26 protein-coding genes are annotated in these 26,904 nt (G+C 45.8%); 9 read left to right on the forward strand and 17 right to left on the reverse strand.

All coding sequences use genetic code 11. The features are described 5' to 3' along the window. Window positions 1-70: 70 nt before the first annotated feature. Window positions 71-1,570, reverse strand: a complete 1,500-nt coding sequence (locus tag AC0J2X_RS10465; protein ID WP_014977653.1) for a bifunctional ADP-dependent NAD(P)H-hydrate dehydratase/NAD(P)H-hydrate epimerase — start codon at window positions 1,568-1,570, stop codon at window positions 71-73. Window positions 1,571-1,576: 6 nt separating this feature from the next. Between AC0J2X_RS10465 and queG the strand changes: the two genes are divergently transcribed. Further along, entirely contained in the window at window positions 1,577-2,719 is a 1,143-nt protein-coding gene (gene queG, locus AC0J2X_RS10470) for a tRNA epoxyqueuosine(34) reductase QueG (RefSeq protein WP_014980562.1), read from the forward strand. 62 nt (window positions 2,720-2,781) lie between these two features. On the opposite strand, the gene AC0J2X_RS10475 is transcribed toward queG, so the two are convergent. The 3 genes from AC0J2X_RS10475 to nudC all read right to left on the reverse strand — a co-directional run bounded on the left by AC0J2X_RS10475 (window position 2,782) and on the right by nudC (window position 5,622). Next, window positions 2,782-3,405, reverse strand: coding sequence for a hypothetical protein (locus tag AC0J2X_RS10475; RefSeq protein WP_472996007.1), 624 nt, complete (start codon window positions 3,403-3,405; stop codon window positions 2,782-2,784). 23 nt (window positions 3,406-3,428) lie between these two features. Next, complete coding sequence (gene hemE, locus AC0J2X_RS10480; RefSeq protein WP_014951100.1) at window positions 3,429-4,520, reverse strand: uroporphyrinogen decarboxylase; 1,092 nt, start codon at window positions 4,518-4,520, stop codon at window positions 3,429-3,431. Window positions 4,521-4,788: 268 nt separating this feature from the next. Beyond that, complete coding sequence (gene nudC, locus AC0J2X_RS10485) at window positions 4,789-5,622, reverse strand: NAD(+) diphosphatase (protein WP_156087087.1); 834 nt, start codon at window positions 5,620-5,622, stop codon at window positions 4,789-4,791. Window positions 5,623-5,783: 161 nt separating this feature from the next. Between nudC and AC0J2X_RS10490 the strand changes: the two genes are divergently transcribed. The 5 genes from AC0J2X_RS10490 (at window position 5,784) to AC0J2X_RS10510 (ending at window position 8,936) form a co-directional block, all read left to right on the forward strand. Beyond that, window positions 5,784-6,248, forward strand: a complete 465-nt coding sequence (locus AC0J2X_RS10490) for an Rsd/AlgQ family anti-sigma factor (protein WP_014951102.1) — start codon at window positions 5,784-5,786, stop codon at window positions 6,246-6,248. Window positions 6,249-6,283: 35 nt separating this feature from the next. Further along, window positions 6,284-6,757 (forward strand): transcriptional repressor, encoded by a 474-nt coding sequence (locus tag AC0J2X_RS10495; protein WP_014951103.1) that lies wholly within the window; start codon window positions 6,284-6,286, stop codon window positions 6,755-6,757. Then, the gene (locus AC0J2X_RS10500) at window positions 6,747-7,211 is read left to right on the forward strand and encodes a chemotaxis protein CheX (RefSeq protein ID WP_014951104.1); all 465 of its coding nucleotides are present in this window, start codon (window positions 6,747-6,749) and stop codon (window positions 7,209-7,211) included. Before AC0J2X_RS10495 ends, AC0J2X_RS10500 begins: the two co-directional genes overlap by 11 nt. Further along, complete coding sequence (locus AC0J2X_RS10505; RefSeq protein WP_472996008.1) at window positions 7,201-7,638, forward strand: secondary thiamine-phosphate synthase enzyme YjbQ; 438 nt, start codon at window positions 7,201-7,203, stop codon at window positions 7,636-7,638. The genes AC0J2X_RS10500 and AC0J2X_RS10505 overlap by 11 nt, the downstream gene beginning before the upstream one ends. A gap of 101 nt (window positions 7,639-7,739) precedes the next feature. Then, window positions 7,740-8,936: an OmpA family protein gene (locus AC0J2X_RS10510; protein WP_014951106.1), complete on the forward strand. Its 1,197-nt coding sequence runs from the start codon at window positions 7,740-7,742 to the stop codon at window positions 8,934-8,936. Between the two features lie 126 nt (window positions 8,937-9,062). Here AC0J2X_RS10510 and dnaB read toward each other — a convergent pair whose 3' ends face one another. The 5 genes from dnaB to AC0J2X_RS10535 form a co-directional block, all read right to left on the reverse strand. Further along, window positions 9,063-10,448, reverse strand: a complete 1,386-nt coding sequence (gene dnaB, locus AC0J2X_RS10515; protein WP_014951107.1) for a replicative DNA helicase — start codon at window positions 10,446-10,448, stop codon at window positions 9,063-9,065. A gap of 115 nt (window positions 10,449-10,563) precedes the next feature. Continuing rightward, a complete protein-coding gene (locus AC0J2X_RS10520; protein WP_014951108.1) occupies window positions 10,564-11,034 on the reverse strand; it encodes a hypothetical protein in 471 nt (156 codons plus the stop codon). A gap of 254 nt (window positions 11,035-11,288) precedes the next feature. After that, on the reverse strand, window positions 11,289-12,290 hold the full coding sequence (locus tag AC0J2X_RS10525) for a DUF4097 family beta strand repeat-containing protein (RefSeq protein WP_069945118.1): 1,002 nt from the start codon (window positions 12,288-12,290) through the stop codon (window positions 11,289-11,291). A 13-nt stretch (window positions 12,291-12,303) separates the two neighbouring features. Beyond that, window positions 12,304-12,816, reverse strand: coding sequence for a hypothetical protein (locus AC0J2X_RS10530; RefSeq protein ID WP_069945119.1), 513 nt, complete (start codon window positions 12,814-12,816; stop codon window positions 12,304-12,306). Then, window positions 12,809-13,384, reverse strand: a complete 576-nt coding sequence (locus AC0J2X_RS10535; RefSeq protein ID WP_014951111.1) for an RNA polymerase sigma factor — start codon at window positions 13,382-13,384, stop codon at window positions 12,809-12,811. The genes AC0J2X_RS10530 and AC0J2X_RS10535 overlap by 8 nt, the downstream gene beginning before the upstream one ends. A 117-nt stretch (window positions 13,385-13,501) precedes the next feature. Between AC0J2X_RS10535 and AC0J2X_RS10540 the strand changes: the two genes are divergently transcribed. Further along, window positions 13,502-14,152 carry an MOSC domain-containing protein gene (locus tag AC0J2X_RS10540; RefSeq protein WP_069945120.1) on the forward strand — a complete coding sequence of 217 codons (651 nt, stop codon included), beginning with the start codon at window positions 13,502-13,504 and terminating at the stop codon, window positions 14,150-14,152. Between the two features lie 21 nt (window positions 14,153-14,173). Here AC0J2X_RS10540 and AC0J2X_RS10545 read toward each other — a convergent pair whose 3' ends face one another. Beyond that, window positions 14,174-15,286, reverse strand: a complete 1,113-nt coding sequence (locus AC0J2X_RS10545) for an MBL fold metallo-hydrolase (protein ID WP_069945121.1) — start codon at window positions 15,284-15,286, stop codon at window positions 14,174-14,176. Window positions 15,287-15,575: 289 nt separating this feature from the next. Here AC0J2X_RS10545 and AC0J2X_RS10550 point away from each other — a divergent pair, with 289 nt between their 5' ends. Both AC0J2X_RS10550 and AC0J2X_RS10555 read left to right on the forward strand, forming a co-directional pair. Further along, window positions 15,576-16,265, forward strand: coding sequence for a response regulator transcription factor (locus AC0J2X_RS10550; RefSeq protein WP_014977663.1), 690 nt, complete (start codon window positions 15,576-15,578; stop codon window positions 16,263-16,265). Further along, entirely contained in the window at window positions 16,262-17,692 is a 1,431-nt protein-coding gene (locus tag AC0J2X_RS10555) for a sensor histidine kinase (RefSeq protein WP_069945122.1), read from the forward strand. The genes AC0J2X_RS10550 and AC0J2X_RS10555 overlap by 4 nt, the downstream gene beginning before the upstream one ends. On the opposite strand, the gene AC0J2X_RS10560 is transcribed toward AC0J2X_RS10555, so the two are convergent. From AC0J2X_RS10560 to rpsF, 7 genes are all read right to left on the reverse strand, one after another. Continuing rightward, a complete protein-coding gene (locus AC0J2X_RS10560; protein WP_069945123.1) occupies window positions 17,670-18,800 on the reverse strand; it encodes a PepSY-associated TM helix domain-containing protein in 1,131 nt (376 codons plus the stop codon). The two genes, AC0J2X_RS10555 and AC0J2X_RS10560, sit on opposite strands and share 23 nt — an antisense overlap. A 13-nt stretch (window positions 18,801-18,813) precedes the next feature. Beyond that, the gene (locus AC0J2X_RS10565; RefSeq protein ID WP_061096100.1) at window positions 18,814-20,859 is read right to left on the reverse strand and encodes a TonB-dependent receptor; all 2,046 of its coding nucleotides are present in this window, start codon (window positions 20,857-20,859) and stop codon (window positions 18,814-18,816) included. A gap of 96 nt (window positions 20,860-20,955) precedes the next feature. Then, window positions 20,956-22,044 (reverse strand): efflux RND transporter periplasmic adaptor subunit, encoded by a 1,089-nt coding sequence (locus AC0J2X_RS10570; RefSeq protein ID WP_069945124.1) that lies wholly within the window; start codon window positions 22,042-22,044, stop codon window positions 20,956-20,958. Window positions 22,045-22,057: 13 nt separating this feature from the next. After that, on the reverse strand, window positions 22,058-25,243 hold the full coding sequence (locus AC0J2X_RS10575; RefSeq protein ID WP_069945125.1) for an efflux RND transporter permease subunit: 3,186 nt from the start codon (window positions 25,241-25,243) through the stop codon (window positions 22,058-22,060). 459 nt (window positions 25,244-25,702) lie between these two features. After that, the gene (rplI, locus tag AC0J2X_RS10580; protein ID WP_012519953.1) at window positions 25,703-26,155 is read right to left on the reverse strand and encodes a 50S ribosomal protein L9; all 453 of its coding nucleotides are present in this window, start codon (window positions 26,153-26,155) and stop codon (window positions 25,703-25,705) included. A gap of 26 nt (window positions 26,156-26,181) precedes the next feature. Next, window positions 26,182-26,409, reverse strand: a complete 228-nt coding sequence (gene rpsR / locus AC0J2X_RS10585; protein ID WP_012519954.1) for a 30S ribosomal protein S18 — start codon at window positions 26,407-26,409, stop codon at window positions 26,182-26,184. A gap of 11 nt (window positions 26,410-26,420) precedes the next feature. Next, window positions 26,421-26,822 (reverse strand): 30S ribosomal protein S6, encoded by a 402-nt coding sequence (gene rpsF / locus AC0J2X_RS10590; protein ID WP_014951120.1) that lies wholly within the window; start codon window positions 26,820-26,822, stop codon window positions 26,421-26,423. Window positions 26,823-26,904 lie beyond the last annotated feature (82 nt).

The following is a 26,904-nucleotide window of genomic DNA, read 5'->3' on the forward strand; positions in this document are numbered from 1 at the left end:
AATATTCCACAGTAATAGAAAGCCGAATAACACAGTAGATGCCTGCCCGTTCAAGACAAAACCACGCTAACTAGTGGTTTATAAGCGCACGTACTGCGTCAAACAAATCGCTCGCTATCATACCACGTTGACCATACAGTTGGGCAATATCATCGCCAGCCTTAGCATGAAGCACTACACCATATTTCGCTGCAATATCTGTTTCTACGCCTTGCGCGAGCAACGCGCCCAATATTCCGCTTAATACATCACCGCTTCCTGCGGTAGCCATACCTGGATTACCGTGACGGCAAACCCAGGTTTTCTTTTCATTGTCGATAAGCGTGCCCGCCCCTTTTAGTACACAGACCGCATGGTATCGCTGTGAGCACTGCCTTGCGTAGTTAAAACGGTCGCTTTCTACATCATCAATAGAAACACCGAGTAAACGCGCAGCTTCGCCCGCGTGAGGGGTTAAAATACTGTCAGACAAGGTGTACGCGGTTGACTGCTGACACAACAGATTTAGCGCGTCAGCATCAATGACCACAGGCTTATTTTGGCTTTGACAGTGCTTCATGGTGGTTTCAAATGCGCTTTCTGCCCATTCATCTTGCCCAAGACCCGGTCCAATAACCACACAGGTTGCCCAAGCTAATGCATCTTCCAAATTAAAGTCGGTGACCATGAGTTCAGGTCTGCCTGCACTGACCTGAACGACTGACGACTCATGGGTATACACGCGTACCATGCCCGCACCGCTTCTCAGCGCGGCTTCACTGGCGAGTCGAATGGCACCTGCTGTTCCGCGGTTACCGCCAATGCACAACAGTCGACCATAAGTCCCTTTATGACTGTTAATCTCCCGTGGCCCCATACCTTTAAAGTGGTCGATATTTAGCATGGTCGCGCTCGCTTTAGCTAATGCTTGGAACGCTTTGCCGATACCCAAGTCCGCATACACTAACTTACCGCACGATTGTTTACCCGCACCAGTAACAAGCCCCGGCTTAATGCCCACAAAAGTAACGGTGATATCAGCCTGAACACATCGCCCCAGGCTCTGTCCTGTATTTGCATCAAGCCCTGACGGCACATCAACGCTTACAACCGGTGTTGATGACGCATTCACCGCATCAATGATGTCTGCAAACTCATTGCGAATATAGCTATTAATACCTGTACCAAGAAGCGCATCTATCACTACGTCAGACTTCTCGAGGAGCGCAGCGTCAAACCCATTGATACTGCCTCCTGAATCGAGCCAGCGCTGCTGTGCTTTGCCAGCATCACCATCCAGCGTACGTTCAGGCTCAACCGCACATAAATGCACTTGTTTGCCCGCAAGTTTTGCGTTTATTGCTGCAATGTAGCCGTCACCCGCATTGTTACCTTGGCCCACCAGCACTAAGTAAACGTCTGAGTTTGGCATAAGCTCAAGACACTGCTTAAACACCACATCACCAGCTCGTTGCATCAACGTGAACATATCGCAGCCCGAATTCGCGGCGGCTTGTCCTTCATTTTCCCTAACCTGATCGGCCCGAAATAATTTGTATGATAAACTTGACGTTAATTGAGTATCTAGCATGAGCACATGTCCGAATTTAGTTCTATCGACCTTGTTGAATTAACCAACAATATCAAGGCTTGGGGTACAGCGCTAGGCTTTCAGCAGGTTGGCATCAGCGATATTGATCTACATCAGCACGAGGCACACCTTCAGGAATGGTTAGACAATGGGTATCACGGTGACATGGCCTTTATGGAGAGTCATGGGATGAAGCGTGCCCGGCCTGATGAGTTGGTCCCAGGGACATTACGGGTTATCAGCGTTCGCATGAACTACTTACCTCCTGACGCCTCGTTTGCTAAGCATTTAAAAAAGCCAGAAATAGGATACATCAGCCGCTATGCATTGGGCCGTGACTACCACAAAGTGCTGCGCAAACGTCTGAAGCAATTGGGAGAGAAAATCACCGCATCCTTGGCGCATACCCAATATCGCCCGTTTGTAGACTCAGCCCCCGTATTGGAACACGCTATTGCTGAAAAAGCGGGTATTGGCTGGACGGGGAAACACAGCCTGACACTCAACAAAGAAGCCGGCTCTTGGTTCTTCTTAGGTGAGCTGTTCATCAATTTGCCATTACCCACTGACTCACCAATTGAAGAGGGTTGCGGCACCTGCACGGCGTGTCTAACCATCTGCCCGACCAATGCAATTGTTGCGCCTTATAAAGTAGATGCCCGTCGCTGTATTTCCTATCTCACCATTGAATCAGACAAAGATATTCCCGAAGATTTACGTCCCATGATGGGCAATCGCATTTATGGCTGTGACGATTGCCAACTTGTTTGCCCTTGGAATCGCTTTGCCGATGTTACCAGTGAAGAAGATTTCCACCCGCGACAAGTGCTTCACGGCCAAAGTCTCAATGCGCTTTTCGGCTGGTCTGAAGAAACCTTCTTACGCAATACGGAAGGCTCTCCCATCAGGCGGATTGGCTTTGAGAAGTGGCAGCGTAATATTGCCGTTGCGTTAGGAAACGCTCCGTATGATGAACAAAGCATTCTGCTTTTGAAAGAAAGACGAGGGAGCGTGAGTGACTTGGTGGACAGACATATTGATTGGGCTCTTAAGCGGCAGCAAGAGAAGCAACAAGCGTCTGATGCGAAAAACAGGCAGCAAGCGCGGCTTATTCGCGTAATTGAAAAAGGTTTACCAAGAGACGCCTAACGCCAGTACACGTTTGAATAAGGCATACCGCGAATTCAATTGGCGATATACACGTTTTGGGGTTAACCCGCTGAGGCAAGCTGACTGTTTAAATCGGCCTGAGTGCTATTCCGATAACGCACACGAGCATTTGGCGAATGGGATGCGGCGAAAGAAACGTTAAGTTTGAGGCCTCGCTGTGCCACTTGCGTGGTTATGATAGGCGAGCCGAATTCCCACCACGGTTCCTGTTCCAATGCTTCAATAACTCGCGACAGCTCAGTTTCAGAACCGTCATACTCACCCGTTATTTCGCAATGTCCGTTCTCACATTTTACCGAGTCTAAAACAAAGCGCTCGTTGTTAGGCGGCAGCGCAAAAAACGTATTGAGTGAGCCTTCGGTTTTAGTGTAGAAAACCTCTGGCGCCATGATTTGGACATTCTCAGCAACGGGGGCAACATTCATCTCGCCGTTTTTCGTAACGCTTGTATCCAAGAGCACCGCACCTGTTTCATTTGAAACCAACTTGGCGGCGGGCTTAATAACTTTCAGCTCACTCGTTTCGGTGGCACGAGAGCGCGCTAACACATTGGTTAGTCGCTCTTTATCTGCATTGGATTCACTGAGTTGGTGTTGATAGCCAGAAAATTTATACCCTGCTATCGATGCAAACGCTATCAGCAACAACACAAGCCACGTTTTCATTTTACTTCCTTTATCGAAGTCGCTTACTTGTGATATTGCTTACTAAGTTCATGTACCGCATTAACGAACACACCTGCATTTTCAGGTGGTACGTCTAGATGGATACCGTGACCTAAATTAAATACGTGACCGCTACCTTCACCGTAACCTTCTAGAATGGACGCCACTTCTTGCTCAATTCTTTGCGGTTGAGCATACAGCATTGATGGATCCATATTACCTTGAAGTGCAACTTTATCGCCAATGCGCGCACGCGCTTCTTTAATGTCGATAGTCCAGTCTAAACCTACTGCGTCGCAGCCTGTCGCCGCAATCGATTCTAGCCACATGCCACCGTTTTTGGTGAACAAGGTAACAGGTACTTTACGGCCTTCATTTTCACGGGTCAGCCCACTTACAATGCGCTCCATGTACTGAAGCGAGAATTCTTTGTAGTCACGAGGAGATAACACGCCCCCCCAAGTATCAAATACCATGACTGACTGCGCGCCCGCAGCGATTTGAGCATTTAAATACTCAGTAACAGAATCAGCCAGTTTTGCTAGTAACGCATGAAGCGTTGCTGGCTCAGCAAATGCCATTTTCTTGATTTTGGTAAAGGCTTTACTTGAACCACCTTCAATCATGTAAGTCGCGAGTGTCCAAGGGCTTCCAGAAAAACCAATTAATGGCACTTCACCTTTAAGCTCACGGCGAATAGTACGAACGGCATTCATTACGTACTGTAGTTCACCTTCTGGATCAGGAAGGCCGATTTTATCCACATCCGCTTTACACGTGATTGGATTTTTAAAGCGAGGGCCTTCACCTGTTTCAAAGTAAAGACCGAGGCCCATCGCATCTGGAATGGTCAAAATATCCGAAAAGAGAATTGCAGCGTCGAGAGGAAAACGACGTAAAGGTTGTAGCGTCACCTCACATGCAAGTTCTGCATTCTTGCACAACGACATAAAATCGCCTGCTACTGCACGAGTCGCTTTGTACTCTGGGAGGTAGCGCCCGGCTTGTCGCATCATCCATACAGGTGTGACATCAACCGGCTGCTTAAGTAACGCACGTAAGTAACGATCGTTCTTTAACGCGGGCTTATCAACACTGGGGAAATTTTGCGACATATAACTCACCTAAATTACTGAAGATATTTGAGCGCGAAAGTATACCAGTATTCTTAACTAAGGTGTGCTAAAACCTGTATTAAAAAATCAATGTTTTAACGACAAATCGGTGTAGTGTCGATTATTAAAGACAAACAATACTTGAACATTACTTTAAAAAGACGCTTGCACTTAAAGTGAGTGTTTGCTATTACTATAACCGTTAAAGAAAAGAAGCCCTACATGGGACCGTGCTAAACTTATTGAAACCCTGCCTCGGCAGGGTTTTTTATTTGTCGCCGATCAGAGACACCGTTTCAGCAATTAATTGTCCCGCAATAGACACTTTCGGTGGAATAGTCGGCAGCGCATCTATATCAAACCATTGCGCATCATCTATCTCGTTCTCCTGACAACGAATTTCCCCTTCGTCATACTCGGCAATAAACCCGACCATTAAGGAATGTGGAAATGGCCATGGTTGACTATTGTAATAGCGCAAGTTTTTAACCTTAACGCCTACTTCTTCGAAAACTTCTCTGTGGACCGCTTGCTCCAGACTTTCACCACTTTCTACAAAGCCTGCAAGAGTTGAATACATATTGGATTCTCGATGGCGAACGCCTTTGGCCAAAAGTATTTTTTCGCTGTCATGTATAGAAACAATGATACAGGGAGACACTCTTGGATAACTGCGATGTTGACAGCGGTGACAATGCATTGCCATTTCCCAATCTACGCGTTCAGTCTTGGCTCCACATTGCCCGCAAAATTGATGAGTACGCAAGAAATGGATGTATTGCCAGGCTCGCCCAATAACGGAAAAGGCTATATCGTATTCGGCAAAAAGAAGCTGTCTAAGCGATACCCGTTCCCAACCGGGTTCCTCAACATGCTCAGCGCCCAAATCAACGACGTATACGGGCAGGTCTCTATGCGCCGTCTCATTGAGCGGCGGAAGTTGATGAATTTCATCGACATAAGATGCTAAAAATGGAATATCACTCAGATAAGCAATGGGGATAGACTCAGACGATTCTTGTACTACAATTTTGCCGCGACTAAAAACTACCCACAGGGCTTGCTGAGCAGCTAGTTTCGCCTCATCCAACTTTATCATCATTGCACATCACTCCTGTTCTTTAATGCTTCATACTACACTAAATACTGAGCGTATAGATCGCCACCATACATTTTGAAACGAACTTTTTCGCGCAAAATTTGTGTCGCTAGTGCACAGTGTTATACTGAAACTTATTGTCGCTAAACGGGTAACACATCAAAATGTTGCAACAGTTAGAAAGCGTTAAATCAAAATGGGGCGGGAAAAGCCAGGTTATTGACCGCTGGTTAATGGACAGACAGGCACTGTTAGTTTCTTTCTGTGAACTAGCAGGTATTAACAAGCGAAGCGAGTGTTTACCTGACCCAGATGAAATAGACAACTTTTGCAGCGCATTACTCGATTATTTGTCGGTAGGACACTTTGAGGTTTTCGATATGTTGGTTGAAAACGACAATGAAGGCCTTGCACTACGAGATAAACTTTACCCCAGATTGACAAAAACCACTGACGCAGCACTCGCATTTAATGATACGTTTGCACAAGCAGTAACGCCCGAGCAGGCAGCTGAATTTGACTCAGCGCTAGCCAAGCTTGGTGAGACATTAGAAGAGCGTTTCTCCTTGGAAGATGAGTTAATAGCTCATGTACACACTAAAAAACGTGATCCAGAAGTGACGCTTTAATATAACAATGAAAGTCGAGTTTACGGTTATCATCAATGAACAAAACCACACTTATTCATAAGGCACGGGCTTATTGCGAGCAACGCGGCGCCAGATTCACACCGCTTAGAGAAAAGGTGTACGAAATTCTTGTTTCAAAGCACGGCCCTATGGGTGCTTATGAACTACTCGACTCACTGAAAGAAACAGAGTCTAGTGCCAAACCTGCGACAGTCTATCGCGCCCTTGATTTTCTTCTCGATTTTGGGTTTATTCACCGTTTAGAGTCTACCAATGCGTTTGTGGCCTGCTATCATTTTGGTTGTAACCACCCTGTTCAGTTTCTAATTTGTGACAGCTGTGGTGATGTTGCTGAAATTCAATCTGAAGGTCTTCAAGAGACCCTTGATAGCCAAGCAAAGCAACACGGATTCAAAGTATCGAAACAAACTATAGAGGCCCATGGATTATGTGCCGATTGTCAACAAACGGAAGATCACGCTGCCCAGGAGAGTGTACATGAATGCTGATTTTGTGAACCCGTTTATTGCTGGTCTTTTGAACGTGCTTGAAACCATGGCTCAAACTAAATTGACCCCTGGCAAGCCCAAGCGCAAACAAAGTGATATCGCCAAAGGCGATGTATCGGGGCTAATTGGCATGGTGGGCCCTGACGTTCGCGGCTCGATGTCTATTACTTTTGACGAGTCTTTGGCCCTGACCATAATGGAGAGAATGGTTGGAGAGCGCCCTGAGAAGCTTGATGCAGAAGTAGGCGACATGGTTGGCGAAGTTACCAACATGATTTGCGGTAACGCAAAACGAGACCTTGCTGAGCGGGGTTACGAGTTTGGAATGGCAACACCCATCGTTGTATCAGGAAAGCAACATACGATTAGTCACCAGGTTGATGGTGCTAAAATTATTCTTCCTTTCATGTGCGACGAAGGATTAGCGCATTTGGAAATCTGTTTTGACAAATAATTTCTGGCAGTCTGAAAAAATTACACTCGACAGCTACCCGAGAGGATTTCACCTGATAACACAGCAGGTGGAATCTGCAATACCCAGTATTCGTCATGTTGAAGTCGGCCTTTTGCACCTATGGCTTCAGCATACAAGCGCTAGTTTGACAATCAATGAAAATGCCTACCCTACAGTGAGGCATGATATGGAAGCGTTCTTCAACCATAGTGTAAAAGAAGAGCTTTCTTTTTTCAGGCATACTTATGAAGGTAAAGATGATATGCCTGCTCACTTAAAATCGAGTATACTAGGGTGTCAACTTACTATACCTGTCCAACAAGGCAAGCTTGCACTTGGCACGTGGCAGGGTATCATGCTCGGCGAACACCGAGATCATGGTGGAAGACGAACAATTATTGCCACATTACAAGGGATCGCAGCCTAACCCATATTATAAATGGCACAATTTGTGCTAGCGTTAAACGTTAAGCACAACACAAAATTATCAAAAATCGATAATCACTCAACGTTAAACAGGATGTGACTATGAAACAACACTTTAAAATGGCAGCGCTATCTCTTGCTGTAATTTCTTCGACTAATGCATTTGCACAAGACTCTTCTGAGCCAGAGTACAAAAACTGGTTTGGTTTGTCTGGCATGTATTACAACACTGACGACTCACGTCCGTTAGATCTAACTGACGGCGGCCTTTACGACGATGGTCGTGGCGTAGCTTTTGAATACGGTTTCCGTTTTACTCAAAGCTGGGCAGCTCGTGTTGAATTTACAGCCCTAGACCTTGATTATGCAGGCGGCGGTGATGAAAGCGGTGAAATGGTTGGTGTTGACGCACTATACTTCATGCCAAATGATGCATGGTTCGTTTTTGGTGGTGTTAAGCGTCAAGCAGTAGGCGAATCAACTACGCTTGGTAACATCGGTATCGGTAAACACTGGGACATCCACGAAGATGTTAAACTTGTTACTGAAATCGCCGCTTATCACGACTTCGGTGAAGATTACAATGACTACAGTGTTAAAGTTGGTATCGCGATCCCATTTGGTAAAGGCACTCCTGCCGCACCTAAAGACAGCGACAACGATGGCGTTGTAGACAGCAAAGACCAGTGCCCAATGACACCAGCGGGTGTTCGTGTTGACGCAAATGGTTGTAGCATCGATGATGATAACGATGGCGTTCTAAACAACGTTGACCAGTGTCCTAACACTCCAGCTGGCACTAAAGTAGATGCAACTGGCTGTGCAATTAAAGATTCGGACAACGACGGCGTTGTAGACAGCAAAGATATGTGCCCTGATACACCAGCTGGCGTAAAAGTTGATGCAAAAGGTTGTACAGTATTTGACGAAGAGACAGTAGAAATCACACTACGCGTTCTATTCGACAACGAAAGTGCTGTAGTTAAAATGCCAAAAGATCCAGAAATCTCTGAATTTGCTGAGTTCATGAAGCAGTATCCTTCAACAACTGCGGTAATTGAAGGTCACACTTCTGCACCAGGTAGTGAAGCTTACAACATGGACCTTTCTAAGCGTCGTGCTGCGAACTTCAAAGAAGTAATGGTAGACATGTACGGTATCGAAGGTTCTCGTTTAGAGACTATCGGTTACGGCGAAACTCAGCTTCTAGACAATGGTAAGAATGCTGAAGCACACCGTGTTAACCGTCGCATTTCAGTGACAGTTAAAGACACAGTGAAAGTAGCTGAAGAAAAGTAATTCAGTGTATATGAATTGAAAAAGGCGCCTTACGGCGCCTTTTTTGTGTCTGAAATACTTTAACTTGTTAACCCTTAAAATGTAGACCGTGGCCGCAGTCGAAGCCTTTAGTCGCTATAAGAGGGGCTAATATTCGTCGGCTATGGCAGGGCCTGCATAGTTGTCAAATCGTGAGAATTGGCCTTGGAACGTAAGTCGACAGGTACCAATTGGGCCGTTACGCTGTTTACCAATAATAATCTCTGCAATGCCCTTATACTCACTGTTTTCGTGATAAACCTCATCACGATAAATAAACATAATAAGGTCGGCATCCTGCTCGATTGAGCCAGACTCACGAAGGTCAGAGTTTACAGGACGTTTATCGGCGCGTTGTTCTAGCGTACGGTTAAGCTGTGAAAGGGCAACTACCGGCACTTCAAGCTCTTTAGCCAATGCTTTCAGTGAGCGAGAGATCTCTGCAATTTCCAATGTTCGGTTATCGCTAAGAGAAGGTACGCGCATCAACTGAAGATAATCCACCATGATGAGACTGATTCCACCTCGTTCGCGAGCGAGTTTTCTTGCGCGACTTCGCACGTCCATTGGTGTAAGGCCTGACGAATCATCAACAAACAAACAATCTTTGTCTTTGAGCATAGCCATGGTGTTGGAGATACGTGCCCAATCTTCATCATCCAGCTGCGCAGTACGAATTTTGGTTTGGTCAACGCGGCTTAATGACGCCAACATACGCATCATGATTTGTTCTGAGGGCATCTCAAGACTGAAAACAAGTACAGGTTTGTCTTCTGCCATCATGGCGTTTTCAATCAAGTTCATGGCGAAAGTAGTCTTACCCATCGATGGACGAGCCGCCACGATAATAAGGTCAGAGGGCTGCATACCACTGGTCATTTTGTCTAGGTCGGTAAAGCCGGTAGTAACACCGGTAACGTCTTTATTGGTTTTCACCAATTCTTCTAGACGGTCAATGGTCTTCCCTAAGATAGACTCGACATCGCGAGGACCTTCGTTTTCACCAGTTCTTCGTTCGGCAATTTCAAATACTTTACTTTCGGCCAGGTCAAGAATGTCTGCACTGTCACGGCCTTCGGGGTTGTACCCAACTTCCGCTATTTCATGCGCCACGCCAATAAGCTCTCGGGTTATCGCGCGCTCACTAATAATTTGCGCATAAGACACAACGTTCGCAGAACTTGGCGTGTTTTTGGCAAGTTCACCTAAGTAGGCAAAACCACCAGCATCTTCCAGTTCATCATGCTTTTCCAGCTCTTCTGATACTGTTATAAGATCTATTGGCTGGCTACTGTTTAGTAGTCGAGTGATAGCACGAAAGATAATTTGGTGTGAGCGATTGTAAAAATCGTTATCGGTAACAAGCTCCGCGACTTTGTCCCAGCTTTCAGGGTCAATAAGCATGCTGCCCAAAACAGATTGCTCAGCCTCAATGCTATGAGGTGGAACCTTCAATTTTTCAACATTCTTATCGTTTTTAGACGCAGACGCCACGAGTGAAACCTATTCCAATGCACAAAAGTCAGTTGGATATTATGCGCTTTTAACGTCCATCACTCAACAAAGGAAGTCGTCATTTTGTTGCGAAAGCGCAAAAAGACAACATCGTTTAAAGCGTTTTCTCCAGCTTTAAAAACGTACCGTCAACCAAGGTGTAGGCGCTGCCACCTTCCTGAAAAATGAGTGTAGAACCCATGATTGCTGAATTATCAAGGCACGACAAACTTACTTCAGTAATCTTGTCGTCGCTAAAGCCGAGCGATGATGGAGAGGCTTTAAAAGCAGCATAAAAATCTTGATTACTGATATTTTTCGTTGAATACACCGGTGACTCACAGAATGCCTGATCGAGTTTAGCCGAGTCTGAAGCATAGGTTACCGAGCGACCCAAGAACTTTTCTGACTCTATTGATGAGTGAGCTGAAACACCTACATTATAGGCCTTAGTCACCACCCAAGTACCTTCGTAATAAGCGGGTTCCTGAACAGCACAGCCTAGCGTAAATGCGCATATTCCAAACGCACCAATAATTAGACTATGAAATCGCCAAAACCTTTTGACGTGTCCAACAATACTCAATTTAACCTCCAATCAAAAAATAACAAACCATGTGATGATGTGGGTGAAGCGTGCAGGTCCGCTAACTTGTAACTAAGAGCCATTAAAACGCACTTTTGTTACTTACAAACGCTCAGCTACACATTTTTAGCGACCAAACAAAAAAAGCTGCGATCACTCGCAGCTTTTCATTAATCACCACATGTCTGATTAATAAATGTGGACTAAATTCATTTTTTCAACCTAAAGTTTCAATTGTGTTGCCTATAGCTTATTCACTTTTGGTCTATTTCAATTCGCCCGTGTACCGTAGAGATGTCTACATTTGCAGCCCCACCGTTGTGGATAAAGCGTAGCCAGCTACCTGGGCCATACTTAGGCTTTTGCGACTTTTCATCACTGATATTGTTTACAATGTTGCCGCCAGCGTGCGTCTCAATATCAAATTGTGCCGATACGCCATCTTGAAAGACAAATTCCATCGCACCGCCTACAGAATTCGCTTTTACGCTACCGTTCTTATTAAGACCTAAACTTGCGTAAGTCCTTCCATTAACCGTATTGATTTGCAGTACGTCTACCGCTTGAAGAGACACATCGATTCGACCGTTGACGGTTTCTACTGATACGTCTGGGCTATCGGAAGTGATGTCGAGCTTGCCATTAACTGACGCAAAGCTCACTGGCGTGTTTCCTGAGTGTGACGCTTCAATTTCGCCATTCACTGTTTCCGCCTCTAAACGGCCTCTCACATTCTCAAGCACGATATCGCCATTAACCGACTCAACTTCAACCCGCTCACCTATGTTTTTAAGGGTTACGTCGCCGTTTACCACCTCAACATCTACTGCTTTTGTTATACCTTCTGCAATAAGATCAGCATTGACCGCGGTATAGTGAAGGTCGCTTGCTGAAGGTATATAGATAACAAGGTCGTCGCCATCTTTACCTTTATTAAACCAGCTCTTTGAGTGGCGCTTGACTTCAACGTGTATAACCACGACATCTCCACGTCTTTCAAAGATAAACTCTTCAGTTTGATCGCCCAGTTCACCGGTGACACGAACCTGAGACTTATCCCAAACTCGGATATCTGCTTTTCCGTTGATGTGTTCAATGTCCACTTTCGGCGAAGACGATGTGTCGATGGTCTTATCTACTTTTTCTCCTGCAAACGCCGCAGTAGCGATACTTAGCAGCGCAGTAGTAAGTAATACCTTGGCCCCCAAAGGTGCCATGAACGTGTGCAAAAATGTGCTTTTCGTATTTATATTCATCTTTAAACCCTTATTAAATTTGCTGCCACTTTGGCGCGTGCACTCGCTCAATTAAGGCAATCTGCTGTTGATATACGTGATGCAGCATTTTAATTAATGCTGAGTTGTCTGGATCGTCCTTTAATGCCGCTTTAATAACATCTGCAGCATCGTCCAATTCTTTTAATTGCTCTTGCCAATCTTCAGTTAGCGCCGTTGTACTTTCATAACTAGCAAGAAGACTATTCACTTGTTGTTGTTGCTGCATACTCATTGCGTCAATCAGGGCATAGCCATCGCTTCGATTTTCATCAGCTTTAAACGCAAAAGGAGCCGCGAACCACAATACAGTAACTAAACAAACGCTTGCGGCTATTGCCATCCACTGTTTTGATGTAACCGTAGATGATGAAGCGTCGTCTTGTGAAGCGTCGCCTTGCTGCGATGTTATGCCGAGTTCAATACCTCGCCACAAATCTCGTTCTGGCTGCTTCTCTTTCGATATCCCAGAAATATGCTGAGCAAGCTTGTCGTCAAAATTACTCATCATCGACTCCCATAAAATCTTTCAATAATTGCTTAGCACGGAAAAATTGTGCTTTGCTTGAGCCCACTGCCATGTTCAACATGCTGGCAATGTCTTCATGCCTGTAACCTTCAATTGCATGGAGGACAAAAACCATTCTGGCTCGCTCGGGTAAGCGAATAACTAATGCTTCTAAATCCACATCGGTGCTGTTTTCTTCAGCCGGCATCTCGTTAATGCCGCTGTTTTCCAAGTTAAACATGCGCTGCACCCACCCTTTCTGCTTGCGCATATAAGAGATGGTAATGTTTGCCGTAACACTGTGTAACCATGTGGAAAATTGGCTTTGCCCATCAAAATTACCCAATTTTTTCCATAGCTGAATAAAGACTTCTTGCGAAGCATCTTCTGCCATTCCCTTTTCACCTGTAAGCCGGTAACAAAGCGCGTAGACTCGCCCAATATGTTCATCGTAAAGGGACCGAAACGCCTGCTTATCGCCCTTTTTCGCTTTAGATATCAGCTCATTTTCGCTTTTATTACCAAACACCACATTGGCGTGTACAACACGTTGTTGTGTGTGTTCCATTCTTTTCTCTTTGTTATTTGTGGTGCTGATTAGCATTAGCACTTGTTAGTGTTATAAGGTTAGTCGTACCCTATAGTAGAAAGGTTTAAATGCACAAAAATATTTTTTGGAGATGCCATGTCTACCTCATTTTCTGTTAACGCTCTGTTTGCTGGAAAACCTCAGCCGCTAGGCCCTCGTGGGGCACCAAGCAGTATTGTTAAAGTCCCCGTCGACGCGTTAACGGTGCATATGGACAGAACCGATGAAGACGAACAGGCCAACAAACGGCTTCACGGTGGACCGGAGAAAGTGCTGCATCAGTTCAACCCGACCAACTATCTGACATTAAGAAAGCATTTTCCTGAAGGCGACTTTTCGCTGGGCAGCATTGGCGAAAACATCAGTGTAGAGGGCATGGACGATGCTACCGTTTATATCGGCGATATATGGAAGTTCGGCGAGGTAGAACTGCAAGTAAGCGCCCCCCGTGCCCCTTGCAATAAAATCTCGCAACGCTTCGAAGTGCCCAATTTAGATAGATTTGTCGGAGAACGAGGTATCACTGGCTGGTATTACCGGGTTATTAAAACCGGAACCATCAGTGTTGGCGACGAAGTAACACTACTGCACCGTGAGGACGATACCGTTAATGTTCACACCCTAATGCAATGCGCCCATACCAAAGCAGACAAAGCCCTGGCCCAAAAGCTAGCGAATCTTGAGGCGCTTGATGACGAATGGCGCGGAAAATGCCAAAAAATTGCGGATAAGATTGCGGATAAATAAGCCATTTATCCGTAGCTTAAATTAAAAAGACGCCTGTTCACCTTCATTCAAAATAACCCAAGGCATTGCAGGGTTTAGCTGCTTCTTCATTTTCATAAGACGAAATAGCGCAGAATGTGACGTCTTGTCACCCATCATCCAGCTGGCATTTCCATAGCCCCAAGGCACTACGGCTTTACAGCCTAGGTCTTGGGCCGCAACAATGGCATCTTCTGGCGTAGTATGTACCTTGCGATACCATTTAGGTGAGGTTTCGCTGAAATAAGACGCTATAGGTAACAGGCAAACATCTATTTCACCAAAGCGCGCTTTAATATCCATGAAGTGCGGTGAATATCCCGTATCCCCCGCAAAGAACAATGTTTTGCCTTCACTCTCAAATACCCAACCACCCCACAGTGTCGCATTGTCGTCCTCGTACAAATAAGGCACCCAAATTCGGTTACTGAAATGATGGGCCGGCACGAAGTGGATAGAGGTTTTGCCTACGTTTTTGCTGGTATACCACGCCATTTCTTTAATGGTGTAGCCTCTATTAGGGAAGTGCTCTGCGAAACCTAACGGAACAAGATATTCGGGCTTTGTGCCTAATTCGGCAATATCGGCTTTATTGAAATGATCATAGTGAATATGGGAATAAACCACAGCATCGGTTTGTGCGAGTTTGTCTTCACCTACCTCAGCGGGTTCGTTGCGGCTGAACCCCTCCGCCAATCGAAAAGCCCAATTGACGGGCCAATCAAACTGCCCAAACACAGGGTCAATAAGTATTTGCTCACCACTTGCGGTGTTAAGTAAAAAACTTGCGTGCCCTAACCAGGTGACATTAAAGCCGGTGTGCGAGTTCACTGTCGGGTTGTTGCCAACGAACTGACAATTTTGCATGTCACTTTCACATTCAATATCGGCAGACGCTGGGTAGCAATCATTAGTGCACGTGACGGGGTATGCTTTAAAACTGTCGTAAATATTGCTGAATCTGTCCTCATACCCAGGCTCATTGGCGTGCTTGATTACAGCATTTTCACTTTCTATCTGAGTAACATGATTAGAGCTGGCGCAACCAGTAACGACACTTCCTGCTACTACTAGCGACGCCGACAACGTCGTTAACTTCTTTAAACTCATTACCATTTTTAAGATCGTGTCCTTGTAGCTCCAACCTAGGAGGCAAAGCGCTTAGTTGACTGCTTCGTCTATGCTTTATTTACTCAATTGTGCAGACATCAAGAGCACCGCAGTTTAGCGCAAGCACTAAGATAGCTGTTAACCGTTATTGTAAAGCGAGAAACCATCAGCACCACAGTAAATTTGTAACAATATAAAAGCGCGCGTTAGCGGCCCCATTTATCGTCACAAACCGATTAGTTGCAAATGATAACTATTATTAATAGTATGTTTAAAATTCTTTCCTGAAGCCATTATGCGTAAAACCCGAATACTCATTGTTGAAGATGACGCGACGTTAAGTGAACAAATCACACAGCTGTTGCAGTCTCGAGGATTTGACACTCGCCACGAAAGTGACGGTAATGCTGGATTACAAGCTGTGCTTGAGGAGAACTTTGACCTTGTGTTACTCGACATACGCCTTCCCTCTTTAAACGGCTTGTCGCTGTTAAACCAATTAAGGCAAATAAAGCAAACACCGGTTATGATGATCACCGCGTCAGGTGCCGAGCAAGAAAGGATTGAAGGCTACCGTAAGGGCGCAGATGACTACTTACCCAAGCCCTTCAATTTTACTGAAATGATGCTTCGCATCGACGCACTGTTGCGACGCAGCAAAACACTAAACGACTCAGGCACGCAAAAGTCGGAAATCATTGTTGATGTGCTTTATTTAAATCGCATTCAGCAAGTTACCAAATACCACTCAAGATTACTCGAATTCACGCCAATACAATTTAAGCTTCTTTGGATGTTAGTAGATAACAAAGGGGAAACGTTGAGCAAAGCATTTCTTTATCACAGCGTGCTTAACAAACCCTTTTCGAGGTACGACCGAAGCTTAGATATGCATTTGTCTAGAGTACGCAAAAAGCTCGTTGAGACTGGCATGCCCCCTGAACGCCTTGCCACTGTCCACGGCCAAGGATATCGCTTTTCGTGAAAAATAAACTGCTATGGCGACTGTGCGCATTTATTGCCGTTGGTACTGTTCTGTTATTTTGGGCCATCGCGTGGCTTACCAATCATACCGAGACCAGCATGAGTTTTATCGATAAAGCTCATCAAGAAACCCTTTATTCCTATGGTCAAGAAGCGGAGAAAATCTACCTGGAGGATGGAGAACAAGCGTTAGCTGCTTTTTTGCAAGAAGTGAAGACAACAGAGGACACGTGGCTTGCCGTAGTTAACTCCCAAATGACCACATTCGCTAACACCCAAATGTTAGATGAGTTTGTTGACCGATTTCAAATAGGCCGCAGCCCCGAATGGAAAATACATTTGTACTTTTCTGAAAACCCTGTGATGGAAGTCCCCTTCGTCGATGACAATACGCACTTTTTAATTCAACTTCCACAGCGTATGCGCCCAGGTTCGTTATTGCTCGCCACACGCTTAACGCTTCAAATCGCATTACCTCTAGTGATATTAAGTCTGTTGAGTTTTATGCTGTATCGACACCTAATGACGCCACTAAAGCAATTAGAAAATGCCACAAAAGATTTCGCAAATGGCAATTTAGAAGCCCGTGCAATGGCTGCAATGCCCAAGCGAAATGACGAACTTACTGGGCTTGCCCAGACGTTCGACAAGATGGCCCAAAGAACCAGCAGTCTCATTTATAATCAAAGAAGTTTGCTTGCTGATCTCTCTCACGAGCTTCGCACGCCTCTTGCCCGCATTGATATGGCAATAGACTTTGTAGAGCAAGACATTAATCGTGAACAAGCACTTTCACGCCTGCGTTATGAAGCAAGTACGATGAGAGAGCTTGTTGAAGATACCCTAACCTTTGCATGGCTAAATACAGAATCGCCACAATTGAACAGCGATGACTTTGACTTGGTAGAACTTATCAATGTTATTTGTGAAGATGCGCGGTTTGAATACCCTGATAGAACCTTGCATGTCGACACACCTGAATGCGCGAATATTGAAAAGAGCAGCCAGCTTGCTTTGGGGCAGGCGTTAGAAAATATTATTCGTAATGCTTTGCGTCATACCCCTGAGCAAAGCAAAGTGAGTTTAACGCTGACCAGCGATAATAATAACTATGTTATCACGGTTACAGACGAAGGCACCGGCGTCCCTGAATCAATGCTAGACGCCATATTCGAACCTTTTTTCAGAGTAGACAAGGCACGGGCAGCCAAAAACTACGTACATGCCGCAAAGCGCTCTGGCTTTGGTCTTGGGCTTGCACTGGCGAAACGTCAAATTGCCGCTGTGGGCGGCGACATTTCGGCGATAAATCGCGCTGCACTAATCAAAGACAACGCATTACATAGAGACGCTAGTGCTACAAAGCAAACAGGGCTAGTCGTTACCATTACCCTGCCTAAGTCTTTTAATGCTGCTTTCGCAAATTGAGAAGTCTCTGCACACCGAGTAGTGTGCCAGTATAAACTAAGATACAGCAAAGCAAGCTTACCAGCCCTGCAATGGTCTGCCCTATAAAGCCAAAGTATTCTCCCGTGTGCAAAAAGCGGGAAGTACCCCAAGCCTGACTCCCTTTGGGCCAATCGGTTTTGTACAGTGTCCTAGTGATGTCACCGGTTCCCGTGTCGAAATACAGTGAATACGCTAACTCTTGCCTGTGCCCTATACTTTTATCGATATAAAACCGTGCAACACCCTCACTTTTGCCAATTTCCATCCACATGGAATACCAATCCTGATAGCCATTTTCATTGGCGTGTTGCTGAGCTTTGGTAAATAGCGTGTCGTAACTGACAACGTCGGCGTCTAGCGTCTCAGGCATAGCTTTCTTTTCGCGAGTAGGGACTTGTTCACCGTACATTCCATACAATGCTTTGTTTGCCCACTCAAAATAAAACAGGGTAGCCGTTAGTCCAATCACAACTAAAAAAGGCAGTGACCACATACCAAAAACAAAATGCCAATGTCGGCGACGGTGCTGTTTATTAGTGTACTTTTGCCGTAACCACATTTGCTGCTTTAAGGATTTTTTCGATATGTGTTTGGGCAACCATATGATGACTCCCGATAACAGCAAAAAAATAAAAATAAGATTGCTATAAGCCGTTATGGTTTTGCCAATTAATTGGTAATCCCCTTCCATTAAAAGATATCGATGCAGGTCAGTTATGACATGAAACGCTTCTTCAACGACCCCTTCTCCTTCTCTTAATATATCTCCGGTATAGGGGTGAATAAGATAGCTGTGTTCGCCGGCCCATGCGGGAATTGCCGCTCGCTCGCTATTGACCCATCGAACAAAAATATGCGCTTCGTTAGGATGCTTTTCACGAAGTATTGATACAACCCGCTCAGTCGAGATTACCGACTTTTCGATATCAATCGTTTGTGCATAAGCCATTTCACTTAGCTCTTTGAACTGGCGCTCGTAAGTGAGTAATACACCGGTAAAAGCCATAATGAAAACGACAATGCTGGCCAATAAGCCAGCAAAGAGGTGGGCCCAAAAGACCCACCTTTTAAACGTGGAAAAGTTCATCTAAAGGCGTTGCTTAGAAATCGTAAGTCACAGACAAACGAATATCTCGTCCAGCTTCTTGCGGACCAATAACGCTTGGGAATACTTCGCTGTAGTCACCCACACTTGAATGGTCGATATACGCTTCATCAAACAAGTTCGTTACCGCCAGATTTAAGCGAAGGTCGTTTGTGACTTCCCACTCGCCATAAATATCCACTAGGGTATAGTCTGCTTTGTTAAGTGAATAAAGCGAGTCGGTCCAACCGTTTTCCAAGGCCTGATGTAGTGTATCTATGTTGATGTCGTCAACCATAGTGATGTTAAAGCCAACGCTAATGTCTGCAGTAACGGTGTAATCTGCACCAAGTACCCACGTATCACCGCGACTATTACCTAAGCCAACAAACTCGTATCCGTTAATATCGATGCTGTTATAGGGTACGCTGTACAGATCTTCACGAGGCATCAATTCAACATCTACGCTTGAAAACCCAAAGTACACGTCAACAGAGTCCCAGCGATACGCAAGGTTAAACTCTACGCCAGATGATTCTAGGTCGCCGATATTATTAAATACCGAGTTTCCTTGATAACCGCTAAATAGCACATCATCAATAGTAGATTCATAGGCGCTAAGGCGTGCATTAAGGTTATTCGCGCTGTATTCGATTGACGCTTCAATATTAGTGACAGTTTCAGGCACCACGTCACTGGCAACAACGGGAACGTCCTCACCATCATATAAGTATTCGTCAAGCGTGAAACCATCACCAATTTGCTTACCGCGCGCCGCTTCTGCGTAACCAAGACCAAGGGTCCAAGCTTCGGTAAGCTGATACTCAAGACCGACGTTAAAGCTAAGTTCATTGTCGTCTAGTCCAGATGGCTCATCGGTAACGGGTGTGCCGTAATAGTCATCGATCAAGATTTGTTGCTGAAAATCAAAGTCGTCATAACGAACACCGTAGCTCAACAGCAACTCTGGTGTGATATTGCTATGAGCTTGCGCGTAAATACCCATTACGCTGCCTTCTTCTGCGTTCTGCACAGGACCTACGCCAGGGCCACTTTCTACCTCATCTTTACGATAGTCGATACCGTAGGTGAATACGTGGTTTGAAATGTCGGTGGTGTTTCTAATATCAAAACCATAGGTATCGATATCAGACAAGAAATCGAAACGGCCGCCGCGGAACGATGATGATGTTTGGTATGCAGTGGCTTCTAAGAAAACCAATGCGCTGTGGTCAAAGCGGTAGTTCGCTACGTAGGTATCACGCTCTGCTTCACTAGGATAAAGTGGAGCACCTTCTAGTACTACCCAGTTAGGTCTTGCCGAAAACTCACCTTCTTCATCGCGCTGCTCTGCACTTATTGAAAGGTATTGATTATCCGCAATGTAACCACTGGCTTTAAGGAACATGAGATCTTGATCTGCGGCAGTACCCAGCACTTCGTTGCCGTCGCCATCTTCAAAGTTATCTCTGTCAACCGTGCTGTAATAACCTAGCAAGCCCCATGAATCACTTAGCTTTCCATAAAGGCTGCCGCTATATCGGGTGCCTTCGTTTGAGAAATAACTCGCTTTTACTCGACCACCAAATTGTTCGTCGCCTCTCAATAAATCTTGCGCATCTTTGGTTTTAAAGCGGATTGAACCACCAATGGCACCTGGGCCACTGGTTGCTTCACCTGCACCAGCCTGCACATCGATTTGCTTCAAAAGATCGGGATCTAGCGTTACGCGGCCAATGTGGTGAAATAGGGTTGAGGTTTGTTGCGCGCCATCTACGGTTACATTCAGGTAGGCATCTTCTAGTCCACGGATAAAGATTTTCTGCGCTACACCTACTGAACCGCCAACGCTGACCGACGGAGACTCTCTAAAAACATCAGCTAAATCGTTTGCCTGAAACTGCTCAATATCCTCGGCAGTAATGCTCAAGTTAGTTGCTGCGCCTACCACAGCAACTCGCTCTATAGACTTGGTTTCTTCATTCTGGTTTTCTAGGGATTGCGCAAATACTACCGGACTGGATAGCGTGCATACTGCACTGGCTAAAACTAACTTTTTCAAGGATGTCTCCATTTGATAATCAACAATTACAAATAAGAAACATTCTCATTAACTTTAGTCTAAATGGATAGCACTTTTACATTTGTTACAATTCTCTCAGTTCTTCGCTGTCAAAGACTCACGCTCATTGTTGTAACGTACTTTCTGGCCTGCACGCAGACGTTCAGCTCCTCTCACCACGACCGAGCGCTTCGGGTTCACATCGCCAAACACTTCAATTCTATCGCCCATGCCCACCCCGGTTGTCACCTTAACCTGCTCCGCTTCATTATTTTCATTGAGCTGATAGATAAAGGTTCCCGACTTTCTTAGTACCAGTGCATCGCGGGGTATGGTGACACCATCATGAGTATCGCTGCTAGGCAACGCCACGCGCACTGCACTGCCTATAGGAAAGTCACCGGGGTTGATGGCAATTCGTAGCTCCATCATGCGCGATGTACTGTTGCCTACCGGTACAATGGCACGAATAGATTCTTCTACTTGGTTCACGTTATTGTGAACGCTTACGCTCATGCCGTTAGCAATATAGGGTAATACGTTGAGCGGTGCGCGCACCTGAACTTCAACACTATCAGGGTTTACCACGCGAAGCAGGGTTTGCCCTACCCCAGTGTATTCGCCCGGCGACTGCAGCCTTTCAACCACCAAAGCCGTAAAGGGAGCACGAATACTGCTTTGTGCTATCTGATACTCGGTGAATTCTAAATCCAATTTGGCTTGCGCTAACTCCTGCTTAGCATTTTCTAAGTCAGCTTCCACTTCCTCTAACTCACCTCTGGACGTGTTTTGACTGGCCTGAAGGTTTTTGTACCTCGCGAGACGTTTGGTAAACAGTTCAACCTGCGACTGCCATCTGGCAATATTTGAGGCATTTTGATTGCGGGTAATACTTAAGCGAGTATCGTCGACTTTAACTAAAGGCTCCCCCGCTTTTACCACATCACCTACATCTGCCATCCAAGTAATGCGACCGTCTACCTCAGAGGCTAGGTTCGCATCGATAACGCTAAGTACCGTTCCAGGAACCCAGGTAAGTTGTGAAATCGCTTGCTCTCTGGCTTCATCTATTTGTACCAGCACCGGCGGTGGTTGATTGCTATCCTGTGCTTGTGCGCTCAACGATACACAGCTTGCAAATAAGGTAAACACACTAAGGGCGAGAGTAGAAGTCGTTGCTTTCATGGTTGTCTTTTCCTTACACATGATCGTTGTATTTATTTTGTTTTGCGGTGGATGAGGTAGTCGGCGAAGCGCCAGTGCTCTCTATGCGCTCGGCCAGGGGTTTGAGTATATTTACAGGTGACTTTGAAGCCGTCATACGCAGCAAGGTAGGCAGTAATAGCAAGGTGAATATGGTACTCACCGTCATTCCTCCCACAATAACAGCCGCAAGACCTCGGTAAATAACGCTGCCTGCACCTGGTAGCAACAGCAGGGGCAGCATGCCAAAGATTGAAGTCAGCGTGCTCATAAAGATAGGCCGTAAACGTAGTTTGATGGCTTGTTCTACCGCGTCATCACGGGTCAGCCCTTCTTGCTCTCCTATACGAGTCTGATGCACGAGTAAAATGGCATTGTTCACCACAAGCCCTAGCAAAATAATGAAGCCAATCATGGTTAACAGGTCCATGGGCTGGAAGGTAAAGATGTTCATGATACGAATAGCAATCACCCCGCCCACCGTGGCTAGCGGAATAGAAAGTACTACCAGCACGCTGTCTTTTAACGATTTAAACAACCCCGCCATTAACAGCAGTAGCAACACCATGGCAAAAAGAAAGTTATCAGCCATCGAGGCAATAGCGCCTTTTAAGCTATCCGCGCTACCACCATAATTAATAGCGCCATCGGTAGGCATCATGGCCATAATGGCAGGTTCAACCTCAGAGGTAATCACTTTCATGGCTTCTTCTAAACTCATCCCCTCTGGCGGATTTACGTTTAGCGTAAGGGTTCTTCGACCATCAATGCGCTGAATACGGCTTGGTCCTACGGCTCTTTCAATACCTACCAGTTCGCCTAATTGCACCACCTCGCCTGATGGCGTCATGACTGGCGTGCTGTTTAAGTCTTCGGGTGTAAACCAAGGTGCTGAGCGAAAGATAATATTCATGCGTTTGGTGCCATCGAAGTACTCCCCCACATACATACCATCACCCATGGCACGTACCAGGTTCCCCATACTGCCGCGATTTAACCCGACTTCCATCATTCTGCTGTCATTAGGGTAAAAGCGAAGCTCTGGTTCAGCTTGCTCTAGTGGAGGATTCGAACGCGCATTAGCGTTAGGGAAAACTTCTCTCAATTTGTCTAAACCTGCTTGCGCAGCGATGCCGAGCATGGCTTGGTCGGTACCTTGAAGATGAATGTCGATTGAGCGACCGTTTCCAAAGCCGCCGAACAAATTGCCTTGTTGTGAAAAGGTCTGTGTATCCGGCAAATCCTTTAAAATTTCATCGCGAACAATGGCTTCTAACTCTTTGACCTTAGACTGATCTTTAGCGCGCACACCCAAATTTCCGCCATTTGGCCATGTGATAATGTAGTAGTTTTTCAGCGCTGGCTGCTTTTCTCCGTCCATATAGGGCTGCAGTCTCTCAACGATAATTGGCATCACTTCTTCACTAATAAAGTTTTCACTGGCACCCGCAGGCAAACTTAAGAAGGCGTCAACGGCATCGCGTTTTACGGGCGGCAAATAATCCATGGAAGGCATAAGCAAAACACTACCTGTAATAGGCACGCCCATGAGTGTTAGAACTAATACAAGGCGGCGAAGCGGCGTACTTGATAGCGACATAATAGCGCGGGTTATCTTAGCCCATACCCGCTGTAAGCTATCAGCTGGCATGTTGCCATTAAGGTATTTAGCGGCAACGACGGGCAATACCGTTACCGCAACCACTAGCGACATACACACTGCAATGGCAATGGTAAGAGCGAGGTCAGCAAACAATTGCCCTTCAACATCTTCCAAAAACATGACGGGAATAAAAATAGCAACGGTGGTGGCTGTTGACGCCATGAGGGCACCAAACACTTCTTTCGTTCCCCGATGGGCACAATCCTCCATGTGCGTTTGTGAATTTGGGTCTTTATTTTCGATTTCGGCTTCGGCGCTCTTGCGCGTTCTTACAATGTTTTCCAGCACGACAATAGCGGCATCTAGCACCATACCTACCGCGAAGGCGAGTCCTGCCAGTGAAATGATATTGAGCGAGCGACCGGTAAGTTGAAGCACCACAAAAGTGCTAAGTAGTGAGATAGGAATGGCCAATGCCACAATGAGCGTTGCCCGCAGCTGGCGCATAAAGAGCCAAAGCACGGCAATGGCAAGCAGCACGCCTATAAATAAATTGCTGGTAACTAGCTGCACCGCTCTATAGATAAACACTGAGGCATCGAAGCTTTGCGCCATTACTAACTGTTCAGGGGCCAAGTCCTGTTCGTTTATTTGTGCAACTTTTGCTTTTACGGCTTCTAAGGTAGCTAAAACATTGGCGTTGTTTTGTCTGTCTACGCGAATAGATATGGCCGGATTGCCGTTTTGCACACTGTAGTTTGCACCGTCAGCGCGGGTGATTTTAATTTCGGCAATGTCATTTAAAGTGATCGGGCTGCCGTCTCGCCATTCAAGGATCATTTCACCCATTTGCGTAGGCTCGTAGCGACCTTCAAAACGCAGGGTATAGCGTCTTCTGCCCACATCGACAAAGCCGCCTGAAATATCATTCGCACGCCCCAACTCGTTGGCAACTGCCGTTAGGTCAATGCCTAACTGCGCCGCTTTAAACGGGTCGAAAACAATTTGAAACTCCTCAACGCCGCCAACCCCGCTTTCCATACGTGCTCTGGCCACGCCTGGAATAGCCTCAAGCTGAGGTTTAATGACATCGGTAAAAAAGGTTACATAGGTATTAATTTCGTTTGGATTGCCCGGAAGGCGCTGAAGAAAAAAGTAGGTCAAAGCGGGGGCGTCTCCCCCACTTCCAGCAAGCATAATATTAGGGGACAAGGCATCGCGAGGTAGTGGCGGTACGCGATTCATGCGGCTAATCACTTCAATGAGCGTTTTCTGCATGTCCGTATCTAAACCAAACTCTAGATTAATCCACGCATTACCTTGGTTTGCCCATGCATTCATCGACTCAAGGCCAGGGATCCCTTGCAGCACTTCCTCTTGAGGTTCAATGATCTCCGACTCAATTTCTTGGGGCGACGCAGCGCGCCACGAGGTCTGGATGTTAATATTCGGTCTTTCAATGTCAGGAAACAGCTGTACAGGTAAATTAAACAGGCTATATAGCCCTAAAAATACCAGCAGTGTTATTCCTATACCTACCCCAGTCGCGTTTTTTATTGCTTGCTTAGTGATGTCCATAATATGGCACTTATGCTTTTTATTGTTTGGTTTACTATAGGTCGCAGGAATGACAGAAAAAGTTTAAAGCCATGACACTAAGAATTTCAGCGATTATTAACATTTTGTTTAAACACCGTTTAAAAAACGTTATTTATCGCAGATGAGTGGACCTCAAAAATACGCCATTTGTCGGCGCTGGACATATTTGCTTACACCCACCGTTAATTAGGCGTCGCGACGTGGAGTGAGGGTAGGGATATTTTTAACTCGCCCTTCGGGAAGGTTTGGCAAGCATCACTATGGGAATTTAAAAAGCAACGGCCATTCCTACATTCCCACGCTTTGCTAGGAAACTTACCAGCACCTTCTGGGTGGGCAATCATCTATGCGGATTGGTATTGTTCTTTAAGTATCGAACAAAAATTTAGAGCAAAAAAAAGCCGCTCTAGGAGCGGCTTTTTTCAAATACGTCAGCGATTACGCTTCAGCAATGATGATCACTTTGATTGAAGTGATAACGTCAGAGTGAAGTTGTAAGTCGATGTCATACTCACCAGTTTCACGAAGAGTACCAGTAGGTAGTTTAACTTCTGCTTTTTGTACTTCAACGCCAGCTGCAGTGATTGCATCAGCGATGTCACGAGTACCAACAGAGCCAAATAGTTTACCTTCGTCACCAGCAGGAGCTGCGATTGTAACTTCAGCAAGCTCAGCAACTTTTTCAGCGCGTGCGTTAGCAGCAGCTAGTTGCTCAGCAATTTTCGCTTCAAGTTCAGCACGACGTGCTTCGAACTTTTCAACGTTGTCTTTAGTTGCAGGAACCGCTTTACCCTGTGGGAAAAGGAAGTTACGAGCGTAACCAGACTTAACAGTCACTTGGTCGCCCAGGCCGCCAAGGTTGGCGATTTTATCTAGTAGGATGATATTCATCTTAGCTAACCCTTATATTCGCCAAATTACTTGTGTGAATCAGTGTACGGAAGCAACGCAAGGAAACGTGCGCGCTTGATCGCAGAAGACAGCTGACGCTGATATTTTGCGCTTGTACCAGTAATACGGCTAGGGACAATTTTACCGCTCTCAGTGATGTAGTTCTTAAGAGTAGCGATATCTTTGTAATCAATCTCAGTCACACCTTCTGCAGTGAAACGGCAGAACTTACGACGTCTGAAAAAACGAGCCATGGGTGATCTCCTTAAGCGTTGTCTTCAGTGGTTTCAGTTTTCTTTTCCGCGCGATCTTGGCGAGGAGCAGAATCGTCACGACGCTCACGACGAGGCTCTTCTTTCATCATTGGAGAAGGCTCAGTCACAGCAGTCTTAGTGCGCATAACCATGTTACGTAGGATCACGTCGTTGAAACGGAAAGCATTTTCCAATTCATCAACAGCTTCTGCAGACGCTTCAGCATTGATTAGTACGTAGTGGGCTTTGTGCAGCTTTTCAATTGGGTAAGCCAGTTGACGACGGCCCCAATCTTCTAAACGATGAATCTGACCACCGTCTTGCTTTAGGATTGTGGTATAACGCTCGATCATACCAGGTACTTGTTCACTCTGATCAGGGTGAACCATAAATACGATTTCGTAATGACGCATTATAGCTCCTTACGGTTGTAGCCTCGACAGTACAGCCGACTGTATGGAGACAAGGAACGAATTGGGATGGCTGTAAGGGCGC

This window comes from Alteromonas sp. R7 (assembly GCF_055755235.1).